The organism is Synechococcus sp. WH 8109, assembly GCF_000161795.2.
GTDB lineage: Bacteria > Cyanobacteriota > Cyanobacteriia > PCC-6307 > Cyanobiaceae > Parasynechococcus.
In genome coordinates, this window is sequence record NZ_CP006882.1 from 1,186,461 (window position 1) to 1,203,835 (window position 17,375).

At 56.2% G+C, this 17,375-nt stretch carries 26 protein-coding genes and 1 pseudogene; 11 read left to right on the forward strand and 16 right to left on the reverse strand.

All coding sequences use genetic code 11. From position 1 onward, the window contains the following. Positions 1–24: 24 nt before the first annotated feature. From chrA to Syncc8109_RS12290, 3 genes and pseudogenes are all read right to left on the reverse strand, one after another. On the reverse strand, positions 25–1,209 hold the full coding sequence (chrA, locus tag Syncc8109_RS06455; RefSeq protein ID WP_006850458.1) for a chromate efflux transporter: 1,185 nt from the start codon (positions 1,207–1,209) through the stop codon (positions 25–27). Between the two features lie 13 nt (positions 1,210–1,222). Then, positions 1,223–1,515, reverse strand: a pseudogene (locus Syncc8109_RS13125) (arsenic resistance protein); the annotation flags it as partial. 1,384 nt (positions 1,516–2,899) lie between these two features. Continuing rightward, complete coding sequence (locus Syncc8109_RS12290) at positions 2,900–3,046, reverse strand: hypothetical protein (protein WP_006849818.1); 147 nt, start codon at positions 3,044–3,046, stop codon at positions 2,900–2,902. Between the two features lie 434 nt (positions 3,047–3,480). Between Syncc8109_RS12290 and Syncc8109_RS06465 the strand changes: the two genes are divergently transcribed. Next, positions 3,481–3,663 (forward strand): hypothetical protein, encoded by a 183-nt coding sequence (locus tag Syncc8109_RS06465; RefSeq protein WP_006850362.1) that lies wholly within the window; start codon positions 3,481–3,483, stop codon positions 3,661–3,663. 2 nt (positions 3,664–3,665) lie between these two features. Here the strand turns inward: Syncc8109_RS06465 and Syncc8109_RS06470 are convergent, their stop codons facing one another. The 6 genes from Syncc8109_RS06470 to Syncc8109_RS06485 all read right to left on the reverse strand — a co-directional run bounded on the left by Syncc8109_RS06470 (position 3,666) and on the right by Syncc8109_RS06485 (position 7,103). Then, positions 3,666–5,300, reverse strand: a complete 1,635-nt coding sequence (locus Syncc8109_RS06470; protein ID WP_006852101.1) for an FAD-dependent oxidoreductase — start codon at positions 5,298–5,300, stop codon at positions 3,666–3,668. A gap of 201 nt (positions 5,301–5,501) precedes the next feature. Then, positions 5,502–5,669, reverse strand: coding sequence for a hypothetical protein (locus tag Syncc8109_RS12295; protein WP_006851804.1), 168 nt, complete (start codon positions 5,667–5,669; stop codon positions 5,502–5,504). A gap of 75 nt (positions 5,670–5,744) precedes the next feature. Beyond that, complete coding sequence (locus tag Syncc8109_RS12600) at positions 5,745–5,894, reverse strand: hypothetical protein (RefSeq protein ID WP_198015296.1); 150 nt, start codon at positions 5,892–5,894, stop codon at positions 5,745–5,747. 27 nt (positions 5,895–5,921) lie between these two features. Next, on the reverse strand, positions 5,922–6,149 hold the full coding sequence (locus Syncc8109_RS06475; protein ID WP_156915500.1) for a hypothetical protein: 228 nt from the start codon (positions 6,147–6,149) through the stop codon (positions 5,922–5,924). A 105-nt stretch (positions 6,150–6,254) separates the two neighbouring features. Beyond that, entirely contained in the window at positions 6,255–6,902 is a 648-nt protein-coding gene (locus tag Syncc8109_RS06480) for a ParA family protein (protein WP_006849788.1), read from the reverse strand. 9 nt (positions 6,903–6,911) lie between these two features. Continuing rightward, positions 6,912–7,103 (reverse strand): hypothetical protein, encoded by a 192-nt coding sequence (locus Syncc8109_RS06485; RefSeq protein ID WP_232202392.1) that lies wholly within the window; start codon positions 7,101–7,103, stop codon positions 6,912–6,914. Positions 7,104–7,136: 33 nt separating this feature from the next. Here Syncc8109_RS06485 and Syncc8109_RS12605 point away from each other — a divergent pair, with 33 nt between their 5' ends. Beyond that, positions 7,137–7,397, forward strand: coding sequence for a hypothetical protein (locus tag Syncc8109_RS12605; RefSeq protein ID WP_006850895.1), 261 nt, complete (start codon positions 7,137–7,139; stop codon positions 7,395–7,397). A 211-nt stretch (positions 7,398–7,608) separates the two neighbouring features. Further along, positions 7,609–7,713 carry a DUF4278 domain-containing protein gene (locus Syncc8109_RS13160; protein WP_071823061.1) on the forward strand — a complete coding sequence of 35 codons (105 nt, stop codon included), beginning with the start codon at positions 7,609–7,611 and terminating at the stop codon, positions 7,711–7,713. Positions 7,714–7,964: 251 nt separating this feature from the next. On the opposite strand, the gene Syncc8109_RS06490 is transcribed toward Syncc8109_RS13160, so the two are convergent. The 6 genes from Syncc8109_RS06490 to Syncc8109_RS06515 form a co-directional block, all read right to left on the reverse strand. Then, the gene (locus tag Syncc8109_RS06490; protein WP_006852035.1) at positions 7,965–8,750 is read right to left on the reverse strand and encodes a J domain-containing protein; all 786 of its coding nucleotides are present in this window, start codon (positions 8,748–8,750) and stop codon (positions 7,965–7,967) included. A gap of 15 nt (positions 8,751–8,765) precedes the next feature. Next, positions 8,766–9,431, reverse strand: coding sequence for an SDR family oxidoreductase (locus tag Syncc8109_RS06495; RefSeq protein WP_006851390.1), 666 nt, complete (start codon positions 9,429–9,431; stop codon positions 8,766–8,768). Positions 9,432–9,487: 56 nt separating this feature from the next. Further along, the gene (locus tag Syncc8109_RS06500) at positions 9,488–9,700 is read right to left on the reverse strand and encodes a hypothetical protein (protein WP_045172927.1); all 213 of its coding nucleotides are present in this window, start codon (positions 9,698–9,700) and stop codon (positions 9,488–9,490) included. Positions 9,701–9,810: 110 nt separating this feature from the next. Next, on the reverse strand, positions 9,811–9,996 hold the full coding sequence (locus tag Syncc8109_RS12875; RefSeq protein WP_006849920.1) for a hypothetical protein: 186 nt from the start codon (positions 9,994–9,996) through the stop codon (positions 9,811–9,813). A 208-nt stretch (positions 9,997–10,204) separates the two neighbouring features. Further along, positions 10,205–10,531 carry a hypothetical protein gene (locus Syncc8109_RS06510; RefSeq protein WP_045172744.1) on the reverse strand — a complete coding sequence of 109 codons (327 nt, stop codon included), beginning with the start codon at positions 10,529–10,531 and terminating at the stop codon, positions 10,205–10,207. A 1,094-nt stretch (positions 10,532–11,625) separates the two neighbouring features. Next, positions 11,626–11,964, reverse strand: a complete 339-nt coding sequence (locus Syncc8109_RS06515; RefSeq protein WP_025362342.1) for a phenylpyruvate tautomerase MIF-related protein — start codon at positions 11,962–11,964, stop codon at positions 11,626–11,628. Between the two features lie 158 nt (positions 11,965–12,122). On the opposite strand from Syncc8109_RS06515, the gene Syncc8109_RS06520 reads away from it, so the two are divergent. The 7 genes from Syncc8109_RS06520 to Syncc8109_RS06530 all read left to right on the forward strand — a co-directional run bounded on the left by Syncc8109_RS06520 (position 12,123) and on the right by Syncc8109_RS06530 (position 15,760). Then, positions 12,123–12,464 carry a hypothetical protein gene (locus tag Syncc8109_RS06520; RefSeq protein WP_006851284.1) on the forward strand — a complete coding sequence of 114 codons (342 nt, stop codon included), beginning with the start codon at positions 12,123–12,125 and terminating at the stop codon, positions 12,462–12,464. A gap of 13 nt (positions 12,465–12,477) precedes the next feature. Beyond that, positions 12,478–13,938, forward strand: a complete 1,461-nt coding sequence (locus Syncc8109_RS06525) for a hypothetical protein (RefSeq protein WP_006852116.1) — start codon at positions 12,478–12,480, stop codon at positions 13,936–13,938. Positions 13,939–13,994: 56 nt separating this feature from the next. Further along, positions 13,995–14,117, forward strand: a complete 123-nt coding sequence (locus Syncc8109_RS13065) for a hypothetical protein (protein WP_006850185.1) — start codon at positions 13,995–13,997, stop codon at positions 14,115–14,117. 496 nt (positions 14,118–14,613) lie between these two features. Beyond that, positions 14,614–14,787: a hypothetical protein gene (locus Syncc8109_RS12610; protein ID WP_006851491.1), complete on the forward strand. Its 174-nt coding sequence runs from the start codon at positions 14,614–14,616 to the stop codon at positions 14,785–14,787. A 41-nt stretch (positions 14,788–14,828) separates the two neighbouring features. Beyond that, positions 14,829–14,981, forward strand: a complete 153-nt coding sequence (locus Syncc8109_RS12615; protein ID WP_198015297.1) for a hypothetical protein — start codon at positions 14,829–14,831, stop codon at positions 14,979–14,981. 225 nt (positions 14,982–15,206) lie between these two features. Then, complete coding sequence (locus Syncc8109_RS12300; protein ID WP_232202393.1) at positions 15,207–15,362, forward strand: hypothetical protein; 156 nt, start codon at positions 15,207–15,209, stop codon at positions 15,360–15,362. Continuing rightward, positions 15,320–15,760: a DUF1499 domain-containing protein gene (locus Syncc8109_RS06530; protein ID WP_006851807.1), complete on the forward strand. Its 441-nt coding sequence runs from the start codon at positions 15,320–15,322 to the stop codon at positions 15,758–15,760. Before Syncc8109_RS12300 ends, Syncc8109_RS06530 begins: the two co-directional genes overlap by 43 nt. 7 nt (positions 15,761–15,767) lie before the next feature. Here the strand turns inward: Syncc8109_RS06530 and Syncc8109_RS12620 are convergent, their stop codons facing one another. Beyond that, positions 15,768–15,908, reverse strand: coding sequence for a hypothetical protein (locus Syncc8109_RS12620; protein WP_006851376.1), 141 nt, complete (start codon positions 15,906–15,908; stop codon positions 15,768–15,770). An 87-nt stretch (positions 15,909–15,995) separates the two neighbouring features. On the opposite strand from Syncc8109_RS12620, the gene Syncc8109_RS06535 reads away from it, so the two are divergent. Continuing rightward, complete coding sequence (locus Syncc8109_RS06535) at positions 15,996–17,372, forward strand: DUF2130 domain-containing protein (protein ID WP_006849893.1); 1,377 nt, start codon at positions 15,996–15,998, stop codon at positions 17,370–17,372. Positions 17,373–17,375 lie beyond the last annotated feature (3 nt).

Consider the following 17,375-nt stretch of genomic DNA (forward strand, 5'->3'; position numbering starts at 1 on the left):
GCAGTGATTCTGCAGAGGAATGGATCAAGCGAGGGTCAAACCACCCACTCCGGCGCAGAACAGCACCACCCGCCAGGCCGGTTGCCGCCAGCTCACCAACAACACAAACGCCACCAACGCCAGGCTGAACTCAGCGCCTCCGCGGATGCCTGTCTGCCAGACCGGCTGAAACAACGCCGCCAGCAGGATGCCCACCACCGATGCGTTAATGCCCTGCAGAGCTCGACGCATCGGAGCCAATCGGCCCAGGTCGCTCCAGAAGGGCAAGAGCCCACCAACCAACAAGAACGAGGGAAAAAACAGGGAAATGAGCGCGAACGTAGAACCGGCGATGCCCTGCAGTCCAGGCTGCAGATCAAAGCCAAGAAAGGCCGCGAAACTGAACATCGGCCCTGGCACCGCCTGGGCAGCGCCATAGCCCGCCAGAAACTGATGCAGGTCGATCCAACCGCTGGGCACAAGCGCTTGCTCCAGCAAGGGGAGCACCACATGGCCACCGCCAAACACCAAGGCACCGGTGCGCAGAAATCCACTGAGCTGCTGCACCAGCAGCGGTCTGGCCTCAGCAGATAACCAGGGCAGAGCCACGAACAGCAGCACAGCGAAACCAAGCAAAACCACCGCCAGCGAACGACGCAGCGGAACTACGAGACGTTCCGGCGCCGATGGCTCCACTTCAGGTGGGGGCAGCGCACACCAACCCACCAATCCGCCAAGCAACAGGGCCAACAGCTGGGCCCAGACGCGAGGCACCAATAGCACCAGCACAGCAGCTGCCACCATCAGGCTGGCCCGCTGCCGATCGGGAGCCAGCTTTCGCCGCAGGCCCAGAACGGCCTGGGCCACCACGGCCACAGCCGCCACCATCAAGCCATGCACCCAACCCCCGTTGATCCAACTGGGATGGGCTGAAAGCAGCGACGCCGCCAGCACCATCAACACAGCTGAGGGCAAGGTGAACCCTGTCCAGGCCGCCACACCACCAAGCCAACCGGCCCGGATCAGCCCCAGGCCCATGCCCACCTGGGAACTCGAAGGCCCCGGCAACAGCTGACAGAGCCCAACCAAATCGGCGTAGGCCTCAGCGGTGATCCAACGCTCCCGCTGCACAAAACGCTCGTGGAAGTAACAGAGGTGCGCCACGGGGCCACCGAAGGAGGTCAGCCCCAACACGAAGAACTGAACGAACACCTGTAGCGGGGCGGGCATCACGCTGCTCCTCTCAGGCGGGGAACAGGCGTCGGTTCCGGTTGGCCATCGCCACCAGCGACAGCATCACCGGAACCTCCACCAGCACGCCAACAAACGTGGCGAAGGCAGCACCGGAGTTCAAACCGAACAGGCTGATTGCCACCGCAACTGCCGACTCAAAAAAATTGGACGCGCCGATCATGGCCCCGGGTGCCGCAATCCATCGTGGCTGCCCTTCTGAGCTCATCAAGACGCAGCGATCCAGAAGATCAGATAAGTCAGGAAGATCAAAGGAATGTCAATCAAAACGATGGCCAGGGGATTCATGCCTATTCGGATCTCTTAATCAAGTTGCAATCAAGCCTTGACCTTCAGGCCGTAGATAGCAGTGATCTGAGCAGGTTCCCTTGCAAGACCCACTTTTGAGATCACCGTTCTGGTAGTGGCTGCTGGCGGCGGGGATCGTGTGGGGGCCAGAGGGAGTCGCACTTCACCTGCAGCACAACGGCGTTATGCCGATCCCCTCTGATCAAGCGTTAACGGTGAGCCAGAAAAGCCAGGACGTAACCAATCACTAGGCCATTAGTGAAGGTGAGCCAGAGGAACTGGTACTTGCTCAGGCCAAGCGACTTCCTGAACTGCTTTGTGGCGCTTTTGTGCCAACGGAACATCGGATTCGTGATGCGGAGTCTTGATCAACTCCTACACCACAGTGATGCATGAACACGAGGCCCAGCATGAGAGTGTGTTGGCTTCGGCCTGGCCCAGTTGGATTACAAATCGGTTTGCCTCACGCTGCTTGTTGTACTCGCAGCGATCAACACAGTGATTAACCTCCGCGCGCATCGCAGACGTTGAGACAGAGGATCAACTCACACAGGCGCCTAATTCCTAATCGAGCGAACCCACGAAGCGAACAAAAGGATCCCGACAGGATGAGCTGATGGAAAAGCCACCACACTCCCCATCAATGCAGTGATTCTGCAGAGGAATAGATCAGACCAGTGGCAAACCACGCACTCTGGCCCAGAGAAGCACCACTCGCCCGGTTGCCGCCAACCCATCAACGCCAACGGTCCATCCCTCAGATGAGGGAGTGTTCAAGTCGGCGCCCTCCCTCAAATGGGGGATTCAACTCGAAGCAGGACGCCTACCAGACTTTACCGACAACAGCGGGAATCAGAAAGAAGGACCTTACAAACCTTCGATCAACGATCAGGCCGTCTACAAAAGAAGTGGTCAAATGCAGCGACGACTGGAGCGCTTGGAGTGGCTGTGTTTCGACGACAAATGCAACAGGTTGGATGCCTTGTTTTGCTCTTCTAGCTTGGTGAGCGTTTTCAGCAGAGTTCAGGTGTCTTGCGCAGATATTTCACCATCTTGCTCCCATTTGATGCACGACAATTCAGCAGGAGACATCAAGGGAAGACATAATTTTTTGACTTAAAGAACGTGGCATAGATGTGACCGTTGCCACCAAGCGATGTCACTTAAGACAATCGGAAGTTGGTTTGTTCAGATACAACTTGCTGCAAGGAGGCAATAAAAAAAGCCTCAGCCACATGGGCTGAGGCCGAGTGATGGGGAACAAATGAAACATACCGGCCCTGCACCCACAATCAAGGGCTGAGGACACCACATCTGGTGGCTGGTGCAGCCTTGCCCAGGCACTCAACACCACTGACCACAAGCTGGTAACCCGAAAAGGTCAGTGAAAACCGAACCAAGAGCAACAGGTGCCAAGACGGATCGTCAACAACGCCAGAACGCCAACAGCTGCAGCCACAAACGACACTCCCATCAGCTGCTGACGGCGTTTCTCACTCCTGGCCTCGACCTCTTGGCTGCCGTTCAACAAAAAAATTCAGACGAGTCAACTTACGCGTTTTCAGTAACTTGCGCTACCAAGACAGGAGTTCTACCGGCGATGCGGCGTCGGCTGCGTGCGCTGAGTTGCGTTCGTGCCCTGAGATGACGGTGACGGCGACAAGGCCTCTCATACAGATCGGCACTGTTTTTCCACGAGCGCGGGTAGGGCCAGCTGCGTTTGACCGCAGGCGAATTGGTTGTTCTGCAACACCACCAGGCGTGGAGCCACAGGGCGGTCATGCCACAGATCAAACCAGTCATGGCTGCATGATGAAACCCATCGGAGCGGCGTCAAGCGCAGGCCAGCAACCTAAGCAACGATGAGTCATACCCCCCCCGCAGCTCTGCGTAAATGAGTGATACGGCCTGTTGCCAAGTGCCCTTGGGCCGATGCAGAACGGGTGAATCGGATCAGCAGACATGGCCAAGCGTCGCTTTCTCGAAAAGCAACCGCTCACCGAAGCGGAAGGACTGACCGCCCTGATCATGATGGGTGTGGGGCTCACCCTAGGTGGCATCAGCATGACCATCCTGATGGCGCTGAATGCCTCAGCCGCAGGTTCTTGGCAGGAACTCTGGCTGTCAGGTCAACTGAATTTCTGAGCTCAGGCCAGCCAAGGCCAACGGATCCCGAAAGCCTCCAGTGGGTCCATCACGAGCTTGTTGAGGGTGCGGCCTAACAGCACCTGGGGTTCTTCCGGACGGATCGGACGCACCGGATGCTCTGGGCGGGTCGCAGCATTCGCCCCTTTCACCACCCCACTGCGCAACAAGGCGTTGGCCGCCTCGAGGCCGCAGACGTAGGCCCGTTCCTGGCACAGCCCCTTGGCACCGTGCTCGCGTTCGCCCATCCGCACCCAGTCGCCAGCGCAGACCACAGACGGAAGTGCCGTCTGCAGCGGCGGGCGTTTGCTCAAACTGCCGGGGGAGAACAACGATACCGAGCCCGGGTAACGCCGCACCTCAAACTCCAGCACCTGGGCACTCCGAAAGGCCGGCACCGCCTGGGGCAACAGCTCATTCAGCAGGGTGTCGACGATCTCCTCATCACTCAAGGCTGCGATCGCCGTGGCGTTGTAGAAGTCGCTGGCCACCACGGATCCCTGGGGCTCGCTGCCACCCCAGAGCGCATCAAGATCCGCATTCTGCAGCTGGTCGAGCATGAAAAACGTGGCGCCCGCACCCTTCAAGGAGTCAAAGCGCGAGAAAACATTGGCAGGATCGGCGACCGCGATGGTGCGATCCAACCACAGACGCACCGACACCACATCAATGGCGCCCAAACCGCCAGCAGCCGCCAGCTCCGGCAGCACATCACTGCAACGCGGCGATTCCGCCATCAGGGCATGCATGCCCTTGGCACCCAGCGCCAGCACAACCGCATCAACGTCATCAACAACGCTGGAGCGCCCTGTTGCCTTGCAGCGGACCTCCACCGACCGAATCGCTTCGCTTGGCTGATCAAGATTCAGGCGCGTGGCCAACGTTCCTCCCAGAACAGTGAGCAGACCGGAGTCGAGCAGGCGTTCCGCCAGGGGAGCAATCAGCTGCTCAGCAATGCTGCCGGAACGAATCCAGCGCACATCAAAGGAGTCTTGATGCGCCAGGGCGTAGTAGTAGAGCAGCTCCATGGTGACGGCTGCCGATAACTCTTCCGGTGGTTTGAACAGACCCACCAAAAGAACCGGACGCAAGAATTCGTCTATCAACCGTTCCGTGATTCCCAGTTGGCGGAACAGGGTCAACGCATCGATAGCGTCGTAGCACCGAAAGGTCTTCTCATTGCGGTTCAGATCAAGCGTCGCCACCAACAGGCCGGCAATGCTCAGGCGATCGGCAACAGGCAGGCGCTTGAAGTTCTTGATCGTTGCCATGGCCTGCCCCAGGGGGCTGGGCAACTGCAACCCGTCACCGAACACTGGGGCAGTGGCCTCCAGACCGGCGGGAGACCAGAAGGCACTGGTGGTGAATTCAGTGAACACATCGGTAAGCCCAAGCTCATCGGTCAGCGCATTTATGTTGGGGTAATCCCTCCAAAAGCCCCGGGTGCCCGCTTCGAAGGGTTTACCGCTGGCGGTTCGCATTGGCGTCCTCCCCGTGGGATCCGACATCCCATCGACCATGGTGACGCGAACACCGGCTTCACAGAGGGCTTTGGCTGCACCCCAGCCGGCCCAGCCAGCGCCGATCATCACCACATGGGAGACATCAGCGTTAGGGGCCTTGGATGGCTCAGGCATCGACCAGAGAGAGAGGCTTGGGGCGTCTCACATCATGCAGCTCAGGGGCGGAAACGGTCGCCATCGCCACAGAGATGAAGAAATGAATAGCGTCGTTCGAAAATTAAATCGTTTTATGGCTTCCGATACAGCCGTCCGCTGGCCTGCTTTCCTGCCATTGGTGTTGTTCTTTGGTGGCATCGGTGCTGCAGCAGCGATGACTCAGTTGCTGGGATAGTTCTGAGTTTCAGCGCACGCACAGAGCGGGTTCAAAGCCTCAAGCACCTGAGCCCGAATACCGCGGAGGCGGAGCCGAGCTTGAACTGCATTGGCCTTGCAGGTGTAGGGCCGCCAGTCGTCGTCATCCATCCGACGTCGAGTGTGGCCCATCACCCCGTTCAGCGACGACAGGGTCGCTAAATGCTTTTAGAACGATCTATCGGCCATTTAGCTCGAACGTGTCAGTCATTTTTTTTTGGGGGGGTTGATCAGCTCACCGGTCTGCAACGACACCACAGCGAAACTGCCCACAAAGACCACCGCCACCAGAGCGAGGAAGGCCGCTGTGAGATTGCTGATCTCAAGCTGTCCAAGCATGAAGGCAAACAAGGTCATCATCAAAAGCAATAACCGCTTTTGAAGCTAAACGGACTCGTCGTTGTTCAGATTGCCAAAAACCATGCCGGCCATCGACAAACCGATGGCAAGCATCACCACGGCTTCGATCATGCGGCTTTGGTGGAGATGCTCGGCGTCTTGAGCAGAAACGCCGCGGCGGATGGCTTCAACGTCGCCTCGCCAGAGGAAGCGGATTGCGCCTGGAGCTGCCAAGTGGATGCTGCTGAGCAACGGGTGGGATTTTTCAACCAAGAACTGCGTCCCATCAACCTTCAATCAGCTGAGCCAAGGATTACGGCTGCAGCTCAGAAGATCTGTCTGATTGGCGACCGACGCCGAAAGTGAGCTGTTTCTTGATCAAGCACTGATGGCGTCAGGCGTTGCTGCCGACAAGCGATCACGGATCTGAACAGCGGCTTGGCAGTAGGCCGCCCAGCCGCCCATACGCCGCAGATCGGCACGGCCACGATCATCGACGGCATTCGACACACAAACACCCTCCACCTCTGCTTTTTCGAACGCCGCCAACAAGGGGATTTCCGCTTGCATCACATCCACATCAAAACCCTCCAAAATTTGGCGTGCTTCCTGCGCAAGCCGTTGTTTTCGGCTGTCCACCTTCACCAACAACGCAGCATGCATGGTGTCCATCTGCCTGAGGATTGAGGAGAGTTCAACCGTGAGCTCAACCGATCTCGCCTGCGGTGTTGTGGGCAGCAAAACAAGATCTGCTCCGGCCGAAAGATTCTTGAGTTCATCCTCGTGGCTGCTGGCCTGCCCGTCAGTGATGATCACTTGCGCATGGCGAGTGGCCTTCGCTGCAGCCTCAACAGGCACCACATCAAACGGAAGCATCCCCCGGGCTGCGTAGGCAGTTGCCGAGCGGTTGCGATCCGCATCAACAACACACACCGACAGGCCCCGCTGAGCCCAAACACAAGCCAAATGGATGCTGGTGCAGGTTTTTGCCACACCACCTTTCTGGCCAAAGACAGTCAAAAACATGGCTGAGGTTTAAATGCGCGGAATGATCGCGTCGTTGGGGAAGAACTCTTCAAACACACAGATGCGGTCGGCCCAACGGGCCTCCACTTCCAAGCGCATCAAGCGATTGCGCACCCACATCAACGTGTCGACATCAATGGGTTTATGGAACTTGTGCTGCTGCACCTTCACCCAATCATCCTTGCTCTGAGAGCTGTTCATGACCGCGAAAACTGACATGCCCACACCGTACGGATGGCGTCCTTCGGCGCCATGAGCTTCACATTGAGTAAGCATCAAAGATCACTCAATCGCAGCCGAACTGTTCAGCAGAACAACGAATTAATGGAAGCTTTGAGTCCAAGCAAGAGCTATCAGAGCTTGAACCTCGAGATCGGTAGCCGATCCATCATTCAGAGCATTCAAGCGGCGACAGAATCGAACGAATTCCCCTTCAGCCGTGATGACCCAGAAAGCACCACAACTCAAGCCCCGCCCGGTGCACACACCACCTAAACGCGCTTGAAGCAGTTGAAGGCCTCAATTGACCAATCCGAGCTGAACAGAGTTTCTGTTCTGTAACAGCACGAACGACACGTCAATTGAAACCACTTATATAAAAGATGTGTAGTAACTGCTACGCAATCACGTTCACCTCGTTTTCGGCGAGGCGCAGTTCGACTCAGGCCATGGAACGGGGACCTGAGCTTGCTTCGAGGAACCCATCATGACCTTGACCTATCGCGGCCAGAAGTACAATCAGAACAATGCTGCTGCTTCCAACGTTCAGCGCCCAGTTCTTGTTTATCGCGGTCAGAAAGTAGCCAGCTAACAACAGCACGACGACCTCTTGCAAGCCCCGCCGAGGCGGGGCTTTTTTATGGCTCATTTGCCTTCAGGATCTGGCTGTTTTGTCTTCCAACGTTCAAACCAAACTGCGAAGGCGAGGGACACACCCACGGCAAAGCCAGCACCAATCAGCACCACACCAACTTCCACCTGCATCAACAGCACCTATTGCTGCCACAGATCATCGGACAAGACCGATCAATACGGCAAAGGCTGCGTTATGGAACCAAGGCGTTACTGAACCAACGTCTGATACGCCTCATTGACGCGTCGAAACGCCTCAGCAGAACCACCGAGATCGGGATGGTGCTGCTTCACCAGTTTTCGATGCGCCTGCTTGATCTCAGCGAGGGACGCGTTGGCATCCAAGCTCAACACCCTTAAAGCTGCACGGCGTGGGTCACGGACGTGGCCATCGTCCTCACGATCCGTTTGACGCTGGTCCGTTCGGGTGCGGCGACCCTGCCGTCTGGAACCTGATTGGTCCTGACGCTGACGCAGCTGCTCCACCACGCGCTGTGGATCCTCATCCAGCCATTCACTGGCGCGAACCCCAAACAAGGCAAACGCCGCCAGAACGGCCGTTGTTTGCTTGTTCGGCTTGGGTCCCACCTCCGCCATGAGATCTGTGCCCAGCCCTCGAACCAACCGATCCAACCGCTGTTCAAGGGTTAAGTGAGCAGGAAAACTGCTGCGGTTGAGCTGATCAATCAACAGCTCCAACCCCCGCTGACGCAGTGCCGTCCATCCCGGCTGCTGGGCGAGGGCCTGCCCCCAGGCCCGCACCTGTTGGCTGCTGATGCGCGGTGGAGCTTGTGCCGGTGGCTCACTCCAGTGGCGATGTGATCTGGGCTCCGTACGAATGCGTTGGCGTTGCTGACGTTGCAGGCGCTCCAACTCACGGTTGAGCCGCAACAACTCGCGACGCAAAGCGTCGTTCTCGGCCAGCAAAGCCTCAACATTGCTGGTGACCCGTTGTTCCGGGCGTCCGCCTGACCACTGACGCGGATCAAAGCCCAAAGCGTGTCTCCCGCCTCACCATGGCAACAACTCACCATTGGCATGCCAGAAGCTGCCGCTGGTGGCCAAGGTCAAGCCATCTATCCGGGCCAGCAGACCCTTCACCGACTGCTCGGGGAGGATCCCGCGGGGATTGAAGCGAATCATGCGGGTGCGCACCAATCCGGGATGCAAAATCGCAACAGCGATGCCCCGCGATTCCAGATCAATCGCCAACGACTTTCCGGCCATGTTGAGCGCCACCTTTGACATCCGATAGCCATAGGAGCCTCCCGAACTGTTGTCGTCGATGGACCCCATGCGGCTGGTCATCAGCACCAACTTGGCTCCGCTGGGCATCTGATCCACCAACGCCCTAGCCAGCAGCAAAGGAGCAAGGGCATTCACCTCAAACTGGCGGCGAATCCCGGTGGGATCCAAATCCATCAGGCCCATCGACTGCAAAATCCCGGCATTGAGGATGACGCCATCGAGGGGCAAACCATCCAGACGCTGCACCAGGTCATCAATGACTTTGCTATCGCTCAACTCAAGGCCGGCTTCCACCCGCAACCCCAGACCATCGAGTTCATAACTGGTTTGACGGCAAACTGCCACCACGTCATCGCCACGAGCCTTGAGCTGCCTGCAGTATTCCAAGCCGATCCCACGGTTTGCGCCGGTGACCAGAAACGTCGCCATCGTGAGGCTTCAGCAATCGCCATCCTGCCGGCTCTTGCGTCCGTCCCCTGAAGCGATCACGCCGGAAAATCCCCCTCAACGCCGTATTGATGCAAACACTGTTTCACTGTGAGCACTGAGACCGTACTGCCGCTCTCTCCATCCACCAGCAGATAGGGGCAGCCTCGGAGCACGCAACGTCGACGTGCGTCGATGTAGGCATCAAAAGCGTTGGCATGGGAACACTCCTCCACCCAACCTTCACTGCTGAGATACCGCGTGAGGATCATGGCCACAGGCACCTAGGCCACCGGTTATGGCTCAGGACAATTCGTATCCAAGAAAGAGCCTTGAAGTCTTCGGGATCGCAACGGCTCGGGAAACGCCGAAGCAGGGCAGATCAATGGGGTTCAGCTGATCCCTGCACAACGGTGACAACCTGATTCCAGGTTGCATGCACCACGCGATAGGTCTTCAACGTAGCGCGCGATTTGGTGCGGGCATTCACAAAGGCTTTGAACTCCGTTTTGAAGCAGATCTCTTGGATCCACTGCCCTTCTGTATCAAGCCTCTCGATGCAATACATCAGACATCTAGCGATTAAAAACATCACAACCGCAAAACATTTGCTGAGCACAAAATCGAAAGGCGCTGTTCGGGATCAATCACAAAAAAGCCCCCGCGATTGGCGGAGGCTCGGGTGGTGTGAGGAGTCGACGATTTTGCAACTGCCGACCCTGATCTCATAGCTCGATTTCAGATCAGCAGCGGCGCCAGCCACAAAGCTTTATCAGCTACAGATAAAGAATACTGGCTCGACAACGGCGGAGTGCATCACGCACAGCTTTCAACCTCGTTTCGTTCGGCCGATGCAGCCCGGCAGGCACCACCATCTCGTCGTCCGCATCCAGATGAACCCGCGCCGAGAACCAGGTGCCATGTCCTGGCACAGACGCACGGCAGATCGGATCCTGGTTTGCGTCCAAACGTCGCTCGATCAACCAACCCTCCACCCGATCCAAGGGCTGAAACGAAGTTGAGGCAGAGGCGACAGGCGCCATCAGGGTGAGCAGCAACAAACACAAGGCCTGCATCACAAGGCTGGGGCGAGCGAAGCGCACCCATCGTCACAGAGAACACCGGTTCAACCGTGCCGTTGCGTTAGAAGGGCTGCTTCGAGGAGCGGTCGATGCCGTTATTTCGCTGTGAAGGGTGCTCCATGCGCATAGAGCGCTCAATGGCGGCGTACTGGCGCAACAAGGGGAAATTGCTGTGTTCCTCGTGCCTCGACCGTCAGGAGATGCCTCTGAAACCGGGCGAGGGCGGCCGAAAGCAAGGTTCTTCCGAATTCCGTGCCAACAGCAACAAAATCTGACGCCAGCTGTGGGAATGATGCTCTTGTTGTTCCCTCCCCACTGATCCATGGGTTTCCTCGCCGTCGCCGGATGCGTGCTCCTAGCCTCCGCCATGTCTGCTGCACTCACCACCAAGCCTTCCAAAGCCTGAGCGTTCAAAACGCCAGCAAAAGCTGAACAAGAACCGGGCCAGACCCGGTTTTTTTGTGGCGGCGAGCTGTTAGTCATGGATCTTTTCTCCCGCAGAAGTGATTTAGAACTGCAAATCAGATGTGCGTGCCACCCCCTCATGGCTGTAGATCCTTGATCCAGTGAACTAATCCCATGGAGAGCATCAGTCGCATCTGTACCACCTCCAAGGGCACAACCATTGATGCCATCGGACAGGGCCGCTACCGCGTCTGTAATCGACACGAGGTGTGCTCTGACGTTGAAAGTCTTTGGCAGGCCTATGAAATTCTGCGGCGTCAGGAACAATCCTTAAGTTGATCGTTGCGCCCAAGAACAAGTCTCAACACTTACATCAGCTGAGTGTTCGGAACGTAAAACCGGTTAGGGGTAATGCGTCGACTCCAGGAGTGCCTAGGGAAACCTCCTTTTTATTGCGGGTTTTTCAGAAACCCAGAGTTCCTGCACTGTCCTCCCCGAACTCCAGATAAAGGCAGCGGGCATCCTCAGCCCGACCGCAATCAATCAGGTGTTGAACCCGTGAGCGCCACCACACTGACACACCAGAACTCAATTCTTTGTTAGGAAGACCACCGAAGGATTCACTCACAGCAATCATTCTTGCTGAACAAACGTTAAGCAAGATGATTGACAACGCGAATTGGCTTGTTACCTGCTGTTAGCAGCTGTTGTTACCCAAAGGTATTACCGTTCCAACCCCAAAAGCTGGCCTGCACATCCTCAAAACCGATGTACACCCGGTTGGCAGGGATTCCCGTGCGTGCCTGGATCAGTTCACAGAATGCGGCTGTCATCGCGGGCGGACGCAGTGCACCGATCGACTTCACCTCCACGTAGGCGCAGGGCTCGTGGCTGCCAGCGAAGGTCATCGGCACGCCCGTCTCCAGGAGCGTCATCACGTAGGCCTCCGGCTTGCCCGTCTGGTTGGCCAACTCAGACGAAAGCTCCTGCAGCAGAGCCGATCCGTCTTTCAGTGACGAAAGCGACGTGCGCACATTGATCAGAGGCATCGGCTCAAGAGTGCTGGCAGAAGCTTGGCACTCTCTAGCCATGAGTGCCAAGCCCTGACAGTTGATCAAACTGGAATATTTCCAAAAGCAAAGACCATCAACCTGAACAATTCGAACAGAGAAAGGCTCATAAATTTCCCGCAAAAGTGATCAGTTCAATGATCCTTCTTCACTTCTTTGGCCTTGGAGACATTCTGCGTCGCTTTGAACTCGAGCAGATCACAGGTCTCACAATCATGGGATTCAGGCCACTGAGCCTGGATGAATTGATGTACTGGTCGCAAAACATTGCCGACCAGCACCACTGGGATGGGGAGGCGATTCGTCACGATGTGATGAGCACCTGGCTTGATCAAGCCGAGGAAATCACACGCTGGAGGCATCGGCTGGATCAGGCCCCTGCTGAGGTTGAACTTTTGGCAGGTATTGGCGATCAGCACACCTGGCGTGATCATTGGGAAGGCATGCTGCGCCAAACACCGCATGCCGGCTGGTCTTAACAAGCGGAGTGCAATGACAGGTTGTCCACCGATCAGCGGACGAGAAGCGGACATCGCCGCTGTGATGCTGACTCCGCGGCACGTCTGGGCCAACAGCGCGATCGACCTTGAACGACAGCGTTCCGGCTTTGCCTGTGCTCTTCACATGCACCAACCAACGGTGCCGGCGGGGACGAACAACACCTTGATCTCCCATCTTCAATACATGCTGGATCACCCCAACGAGGGTGATAACCACAACGCAGAGCCATTCGCCCACTGCTATCGGCGTCTTGCCGACCTGCTGCCTGAACTGATCAACGAAGGCTGCAGCCCAAGAATCATGCTCGACTACTCGGGCAATCTGCTCTGGGGAATCGAGCAGATGGGGCGCGGCGACATTCGCGATGCACTCCACCACCTCGCCTGTGACCCTTTGATGCAGGGACATGTGGAATGGCTTGGAACCTTCTGGAGCCATGCCGTGGCTCCATCCACACCCATCCCAGACCTGAAACTGCAAATCAGCGCCTGGCAACAGCAGTTCGCGGCCTGTTTTGGCAACGCTGCCCTGGAGCGCGTGAAGGGGTTTTCTCCACCGGAGATGGCGCTACCCAACCATCCCGACACCCTGTTTGAATTCATCAAAGCCCTGAAGCAAGCGGGGTATCAGTGGCTTCTGGTGCAGGAGCACAGCGTTGAACGCATGGACGGCAGTCCATTGCCGCGCAGCCAATGCTTCATTCCCAATCAACTTCTCGCCAGGAACAGTCGAGGCGAAGAAATCAGCATGACGGCACTGATTAAGACCCAGGGGTCTGACACCAAACTTGTGGGCCAAATGCAGCCTTATTACGAGGCATTGGGTTGCGAAAGGCAACGTCTTGGTGACGTTGAGCTGCCATCCCTGGTGAGCCAGATAGCCGACGGAGAAAACGGTGGGGTGATGATGAATGAATTCCCAGAGGCGTTCCGGCAGGCCAATCGCCACATCCGTGACAACCCCAATGGCACCGTGGCCATCAACGGCAGTGAATACCTTGAGTCACTGGAGCGCAACGGAGTGAATCGCCACCACTTCCCCACCATCCAGGCCGTACAACAACACCGCCTTTGGCAAGAGCTTGACAACAACTCCACAGCCAAAGGGATGGAAGAGATCATCAGCAAACTGAGGGCTGACGACACCAGCTTCAGCATGGAGGGTGCGTCCTGGACCAACGACCTGAGCTGGGTGGAGGGTTACGCCAACGTGCTGGGCCCGATGAATCAGCTCAGCGCTCAGTTTCATGCGCTGTTCGACACCTCAGTCGCCGCAGACCACACCACCACCGGTACCCGGGCTTATCAGGAAGCGTTGCTGCATGTTCTGCTGCTGGAAACCAGTTGTTTTCGGTACTGGGGGCAAGGAACCTGGACCGACTATGCCCAGGAGATCTATCGCCGCGGAGAGGAGCTGCTGAATCAGAGGACGGAAACGACTCCTGCCAGCTGAGAGATGCTTTACAGAGCGTTACATTCATGTAACGTGTTGACAGCTGACTGCACCTTATGGGTGATTACACAACCGCAATCATCGCCATGGTGGGCATTGGCATCGTGTTGACTGCTGCTGTGGTGTTTGCCCTTATGCGACCCAGTGACATGCCACCCATCGACCAGAATCGCAATTGAGCATGGGAACCGTTATCGAACTCCTGATCGCTGCCACGGAAATCGGAATTGCCCTGCTGGTAGCTGTTTCCCTGCCCGTGACTGAATCCCAGAACTGATTTCGAATCAGCCGATACTTTTTAAGCGAAATTCCGTATAGATCGAAGCGGCATCGCGCTCACGATCCAGCTCCTGCAAGTCGCTGCATCTCGCTTGCATCCAATACACCGTTTCCCTCCAAATTTCCAGGTGATATCGGCGCTCGAGATTTTGTCCGGAACCTTCCAAAGCTCTACCTGCATCACCCACAAAATCTAGGCAGTGCAGATCGGCATCGCCTCGGGTGTCAACATCTAGCGACCGGCGCTTGCTTCACATCACGATGTGTAAGAACGACGGTCAATGTTCTCTCATCCAAACCAAGTACGTAACGGCACACAGTGGCGATAAAACGTACTAGTTGTTACGACAACGCAGGATCGAGCCAATATTTTGAGCTGATCCTGCCGACGTCAACATGGAGCCCATCGCTCTGACACTTGGCCAACAGTTCGACATCGAACAGCGCAGTCGCGATATCAATTCAATGACTGACGTCAAACAGCTCCAGGAGATCAGCAAAGATCTGCTTCTAGCCTGGCAACAGGAGATTGCCCGCTCACGGGCGGCAGCCAGCCCACACAAGAAATAACACTTCGTTACGATTGCATGAACTGCTTGTAAGTTATGAACATGAGCTTGCCTCAGCAGTTCGAAGCTGAAGCGATCAAGCGGTCAATCAACGACACCGACGATCTCGACCAGTTGAAAGCTCTGGCACGGGAACTCGCAGACCTCTACGTGCGGCAGAGAGCTGCAACGGCCTGGGTGATCGCCGAGAAATAAGCCTTACACTTTGCTGTCGTTTCGCCAGCGTCGTTCCAAGCGTTGACGTGCTTCGTCAACAGTTTGCTTACGGGAGAGAGCTGTTTTGTCTCGATACGGGCGCGTGATCGACCAAAACTTGAGGGCAGACGCCAACGCCACCATCAACCATGCGAGCACAATCCAACCCGGATTCGTCATCGTTGCCCAGCAGTGCGCTCCATGATGGCGAACGTGACGCGAGTCTTGCCTGCATGTCCCCCCATCAGCGCAACAGTGGATCCTGAGGTGCGCCAGTTCGTGATCAGCCAGTTGGTGGTGATCGCACTACCGGTTGGAACCCTTTTCGGCATCTGGCTTTGGATGCTGAACTGGGGCGGTCGTTCCCGCATAGACCAGTGACCTTCCTTGCCGGCCTACTGGCCCCTGTTTTGATGCTCTTTCATCTTGCTGGCCCCGTCCCTGCGGATCTCGGTGTTAGCAACGGGGCGTTACGAGACTGCCCGACAACAGCTCACTGTGCCAGCCAAACCTGGGAGAGCTCCAACCCGATGAATGAATTCAGCAAGCTGAGTGGGTTGGTGCAGAAGTCGCCGCGGACGGTTGTCATGGAACAAACCGAGACCTACCTCCATGCCGAGGCCAGCAGCGCTTTCTTTGGCTTTGTAGATGACCTGGAGCTGTTCGCTGATCGCGACAACAACCGGATTCAGGCACGGTCCGAGTCGCGCCTCGGCGACTCGGATCTTGGTGTAAATGCCGCAAGATTGGCGGCACTGCAGTCGGGGCTAGACAGCTGAAGGCCGCTTAAACCTTGGCGCGACGAAGTTTGCTCAGATCGATGATCATTTCCCTAATGCCAGCCACGAATCCGATGGCGGCCAAGGCCACGATGCTCAAGATGATCACCGTGTCGAGCAGCGAGCGTGGATCGATCCAATCAGGCATAGCATGAAACGTGGGCTGATCTCGTATTAGCCAGAGCCAGATAAAATCCCAGCACGTAGCGCGAACGTTCAACACAAATCGTCAGACATGCACGAGATCATTTGCCCTCACTGCAATACCGCCTTCAAGGTGGATGAGGCCGGGTATGCCGATATCCTCAAACAGGTGAGGAATGGTGAATTTGAGCAGCAACTGAACAAGCGACTTGCTCTGGCCGAACAGGACAAACGCAATGCCATCGAGTTGGCCATCGCCAAAAAAGACCGGGAAATGCAAACGCTTGAGGCCCAACTCAAGCAAAGTGCAATTCATCAGGAACTAGCGATTAAAGATGCCGTGCACAAAGCAGAGAAGCAGCGTGATCGCATTGCCGCTGAGCTCCAGCAGATTCGTGAGCAGCAGGGAACAGAACTACGCCTAGCTGAAACCAAATTCGCCAAAGAAATGCAGGCGATGACGCTGCAAAAAGAAAGTGAAGTGAGGGATTTGCAGGCGAAGCTCCAGGCTGGGGCCATGCAGCGCCAGCTGGCCGTGAATGAAGCGGTAAGTTCCGTTGAAAAACAACGGGATGCACTTCAGAGCGGCTTGAAGGAAGTGGAACTGAAGCATCAACTGGAATCTCAATCACTGAAAGATCGCTACGAAGCCCAGCTCAGTGATCGTGATCAGGCCATTGAACGTTTGCGCGACATGAAGGCGCGGCTTTCTACCAAAATGGTGGGAGAAACTCTTGAGCAACACTGCGAAACCGAATTCAACAGGATTCGTGCAGCGGCTTTCCCAAAGGCTTATTTCGAAAAAGACAACGACGTGCGCAGTGGAAGCAAGGGTGACTACATCTTCCGCGACCAGGACGACCACAACAACGAAATCATCTCGATCATGTTTGAGATGAAAAACGAGGCCGACACAACGGCCACCAAAAAGAAGAATGAAGACTTCCTAAAAGAGCTAAATAAAGACAGGAACGAAAAAAATTGCGAGTATGCGGTGCTCGTCTCCCTGCTGGAGCCTGAAAATGAGCTTTACAATTCAGGCATTGTTGATGTGTCTCATCGCTTCCCGAAGACCTACATCATTCGCCCACAATTCTTTATTCCATTCATCACATTGCTCCGCAATGCAGCCATGAAGTCTCTGGAATACAAGGCTGAGCTGGCTCTGGTGAAGGCGCAGAACATTGATGTCACAAACTTCGAGAACGACCTCGAAACCTTCAAAACAGCCTTCTCACGCAACTACGACCTTGCCTCCAGACGCTTCCAAACGGCAATCGATGAAATAGATAAGTCGATCGATCACCTCCAAAAAACCAAGGATGCCCTGATGGGTGCTGATCGAAACCTGAGGCTTGCCAATGACAAGGCACAGGATGTGACCGTTAAAAAGTTGACCCGAAGCAATCCAACGATGGCAGCCAAGTTTGCCGACTTGAACAACGCTCCTGATCAGAAATCGGCCTGAGCA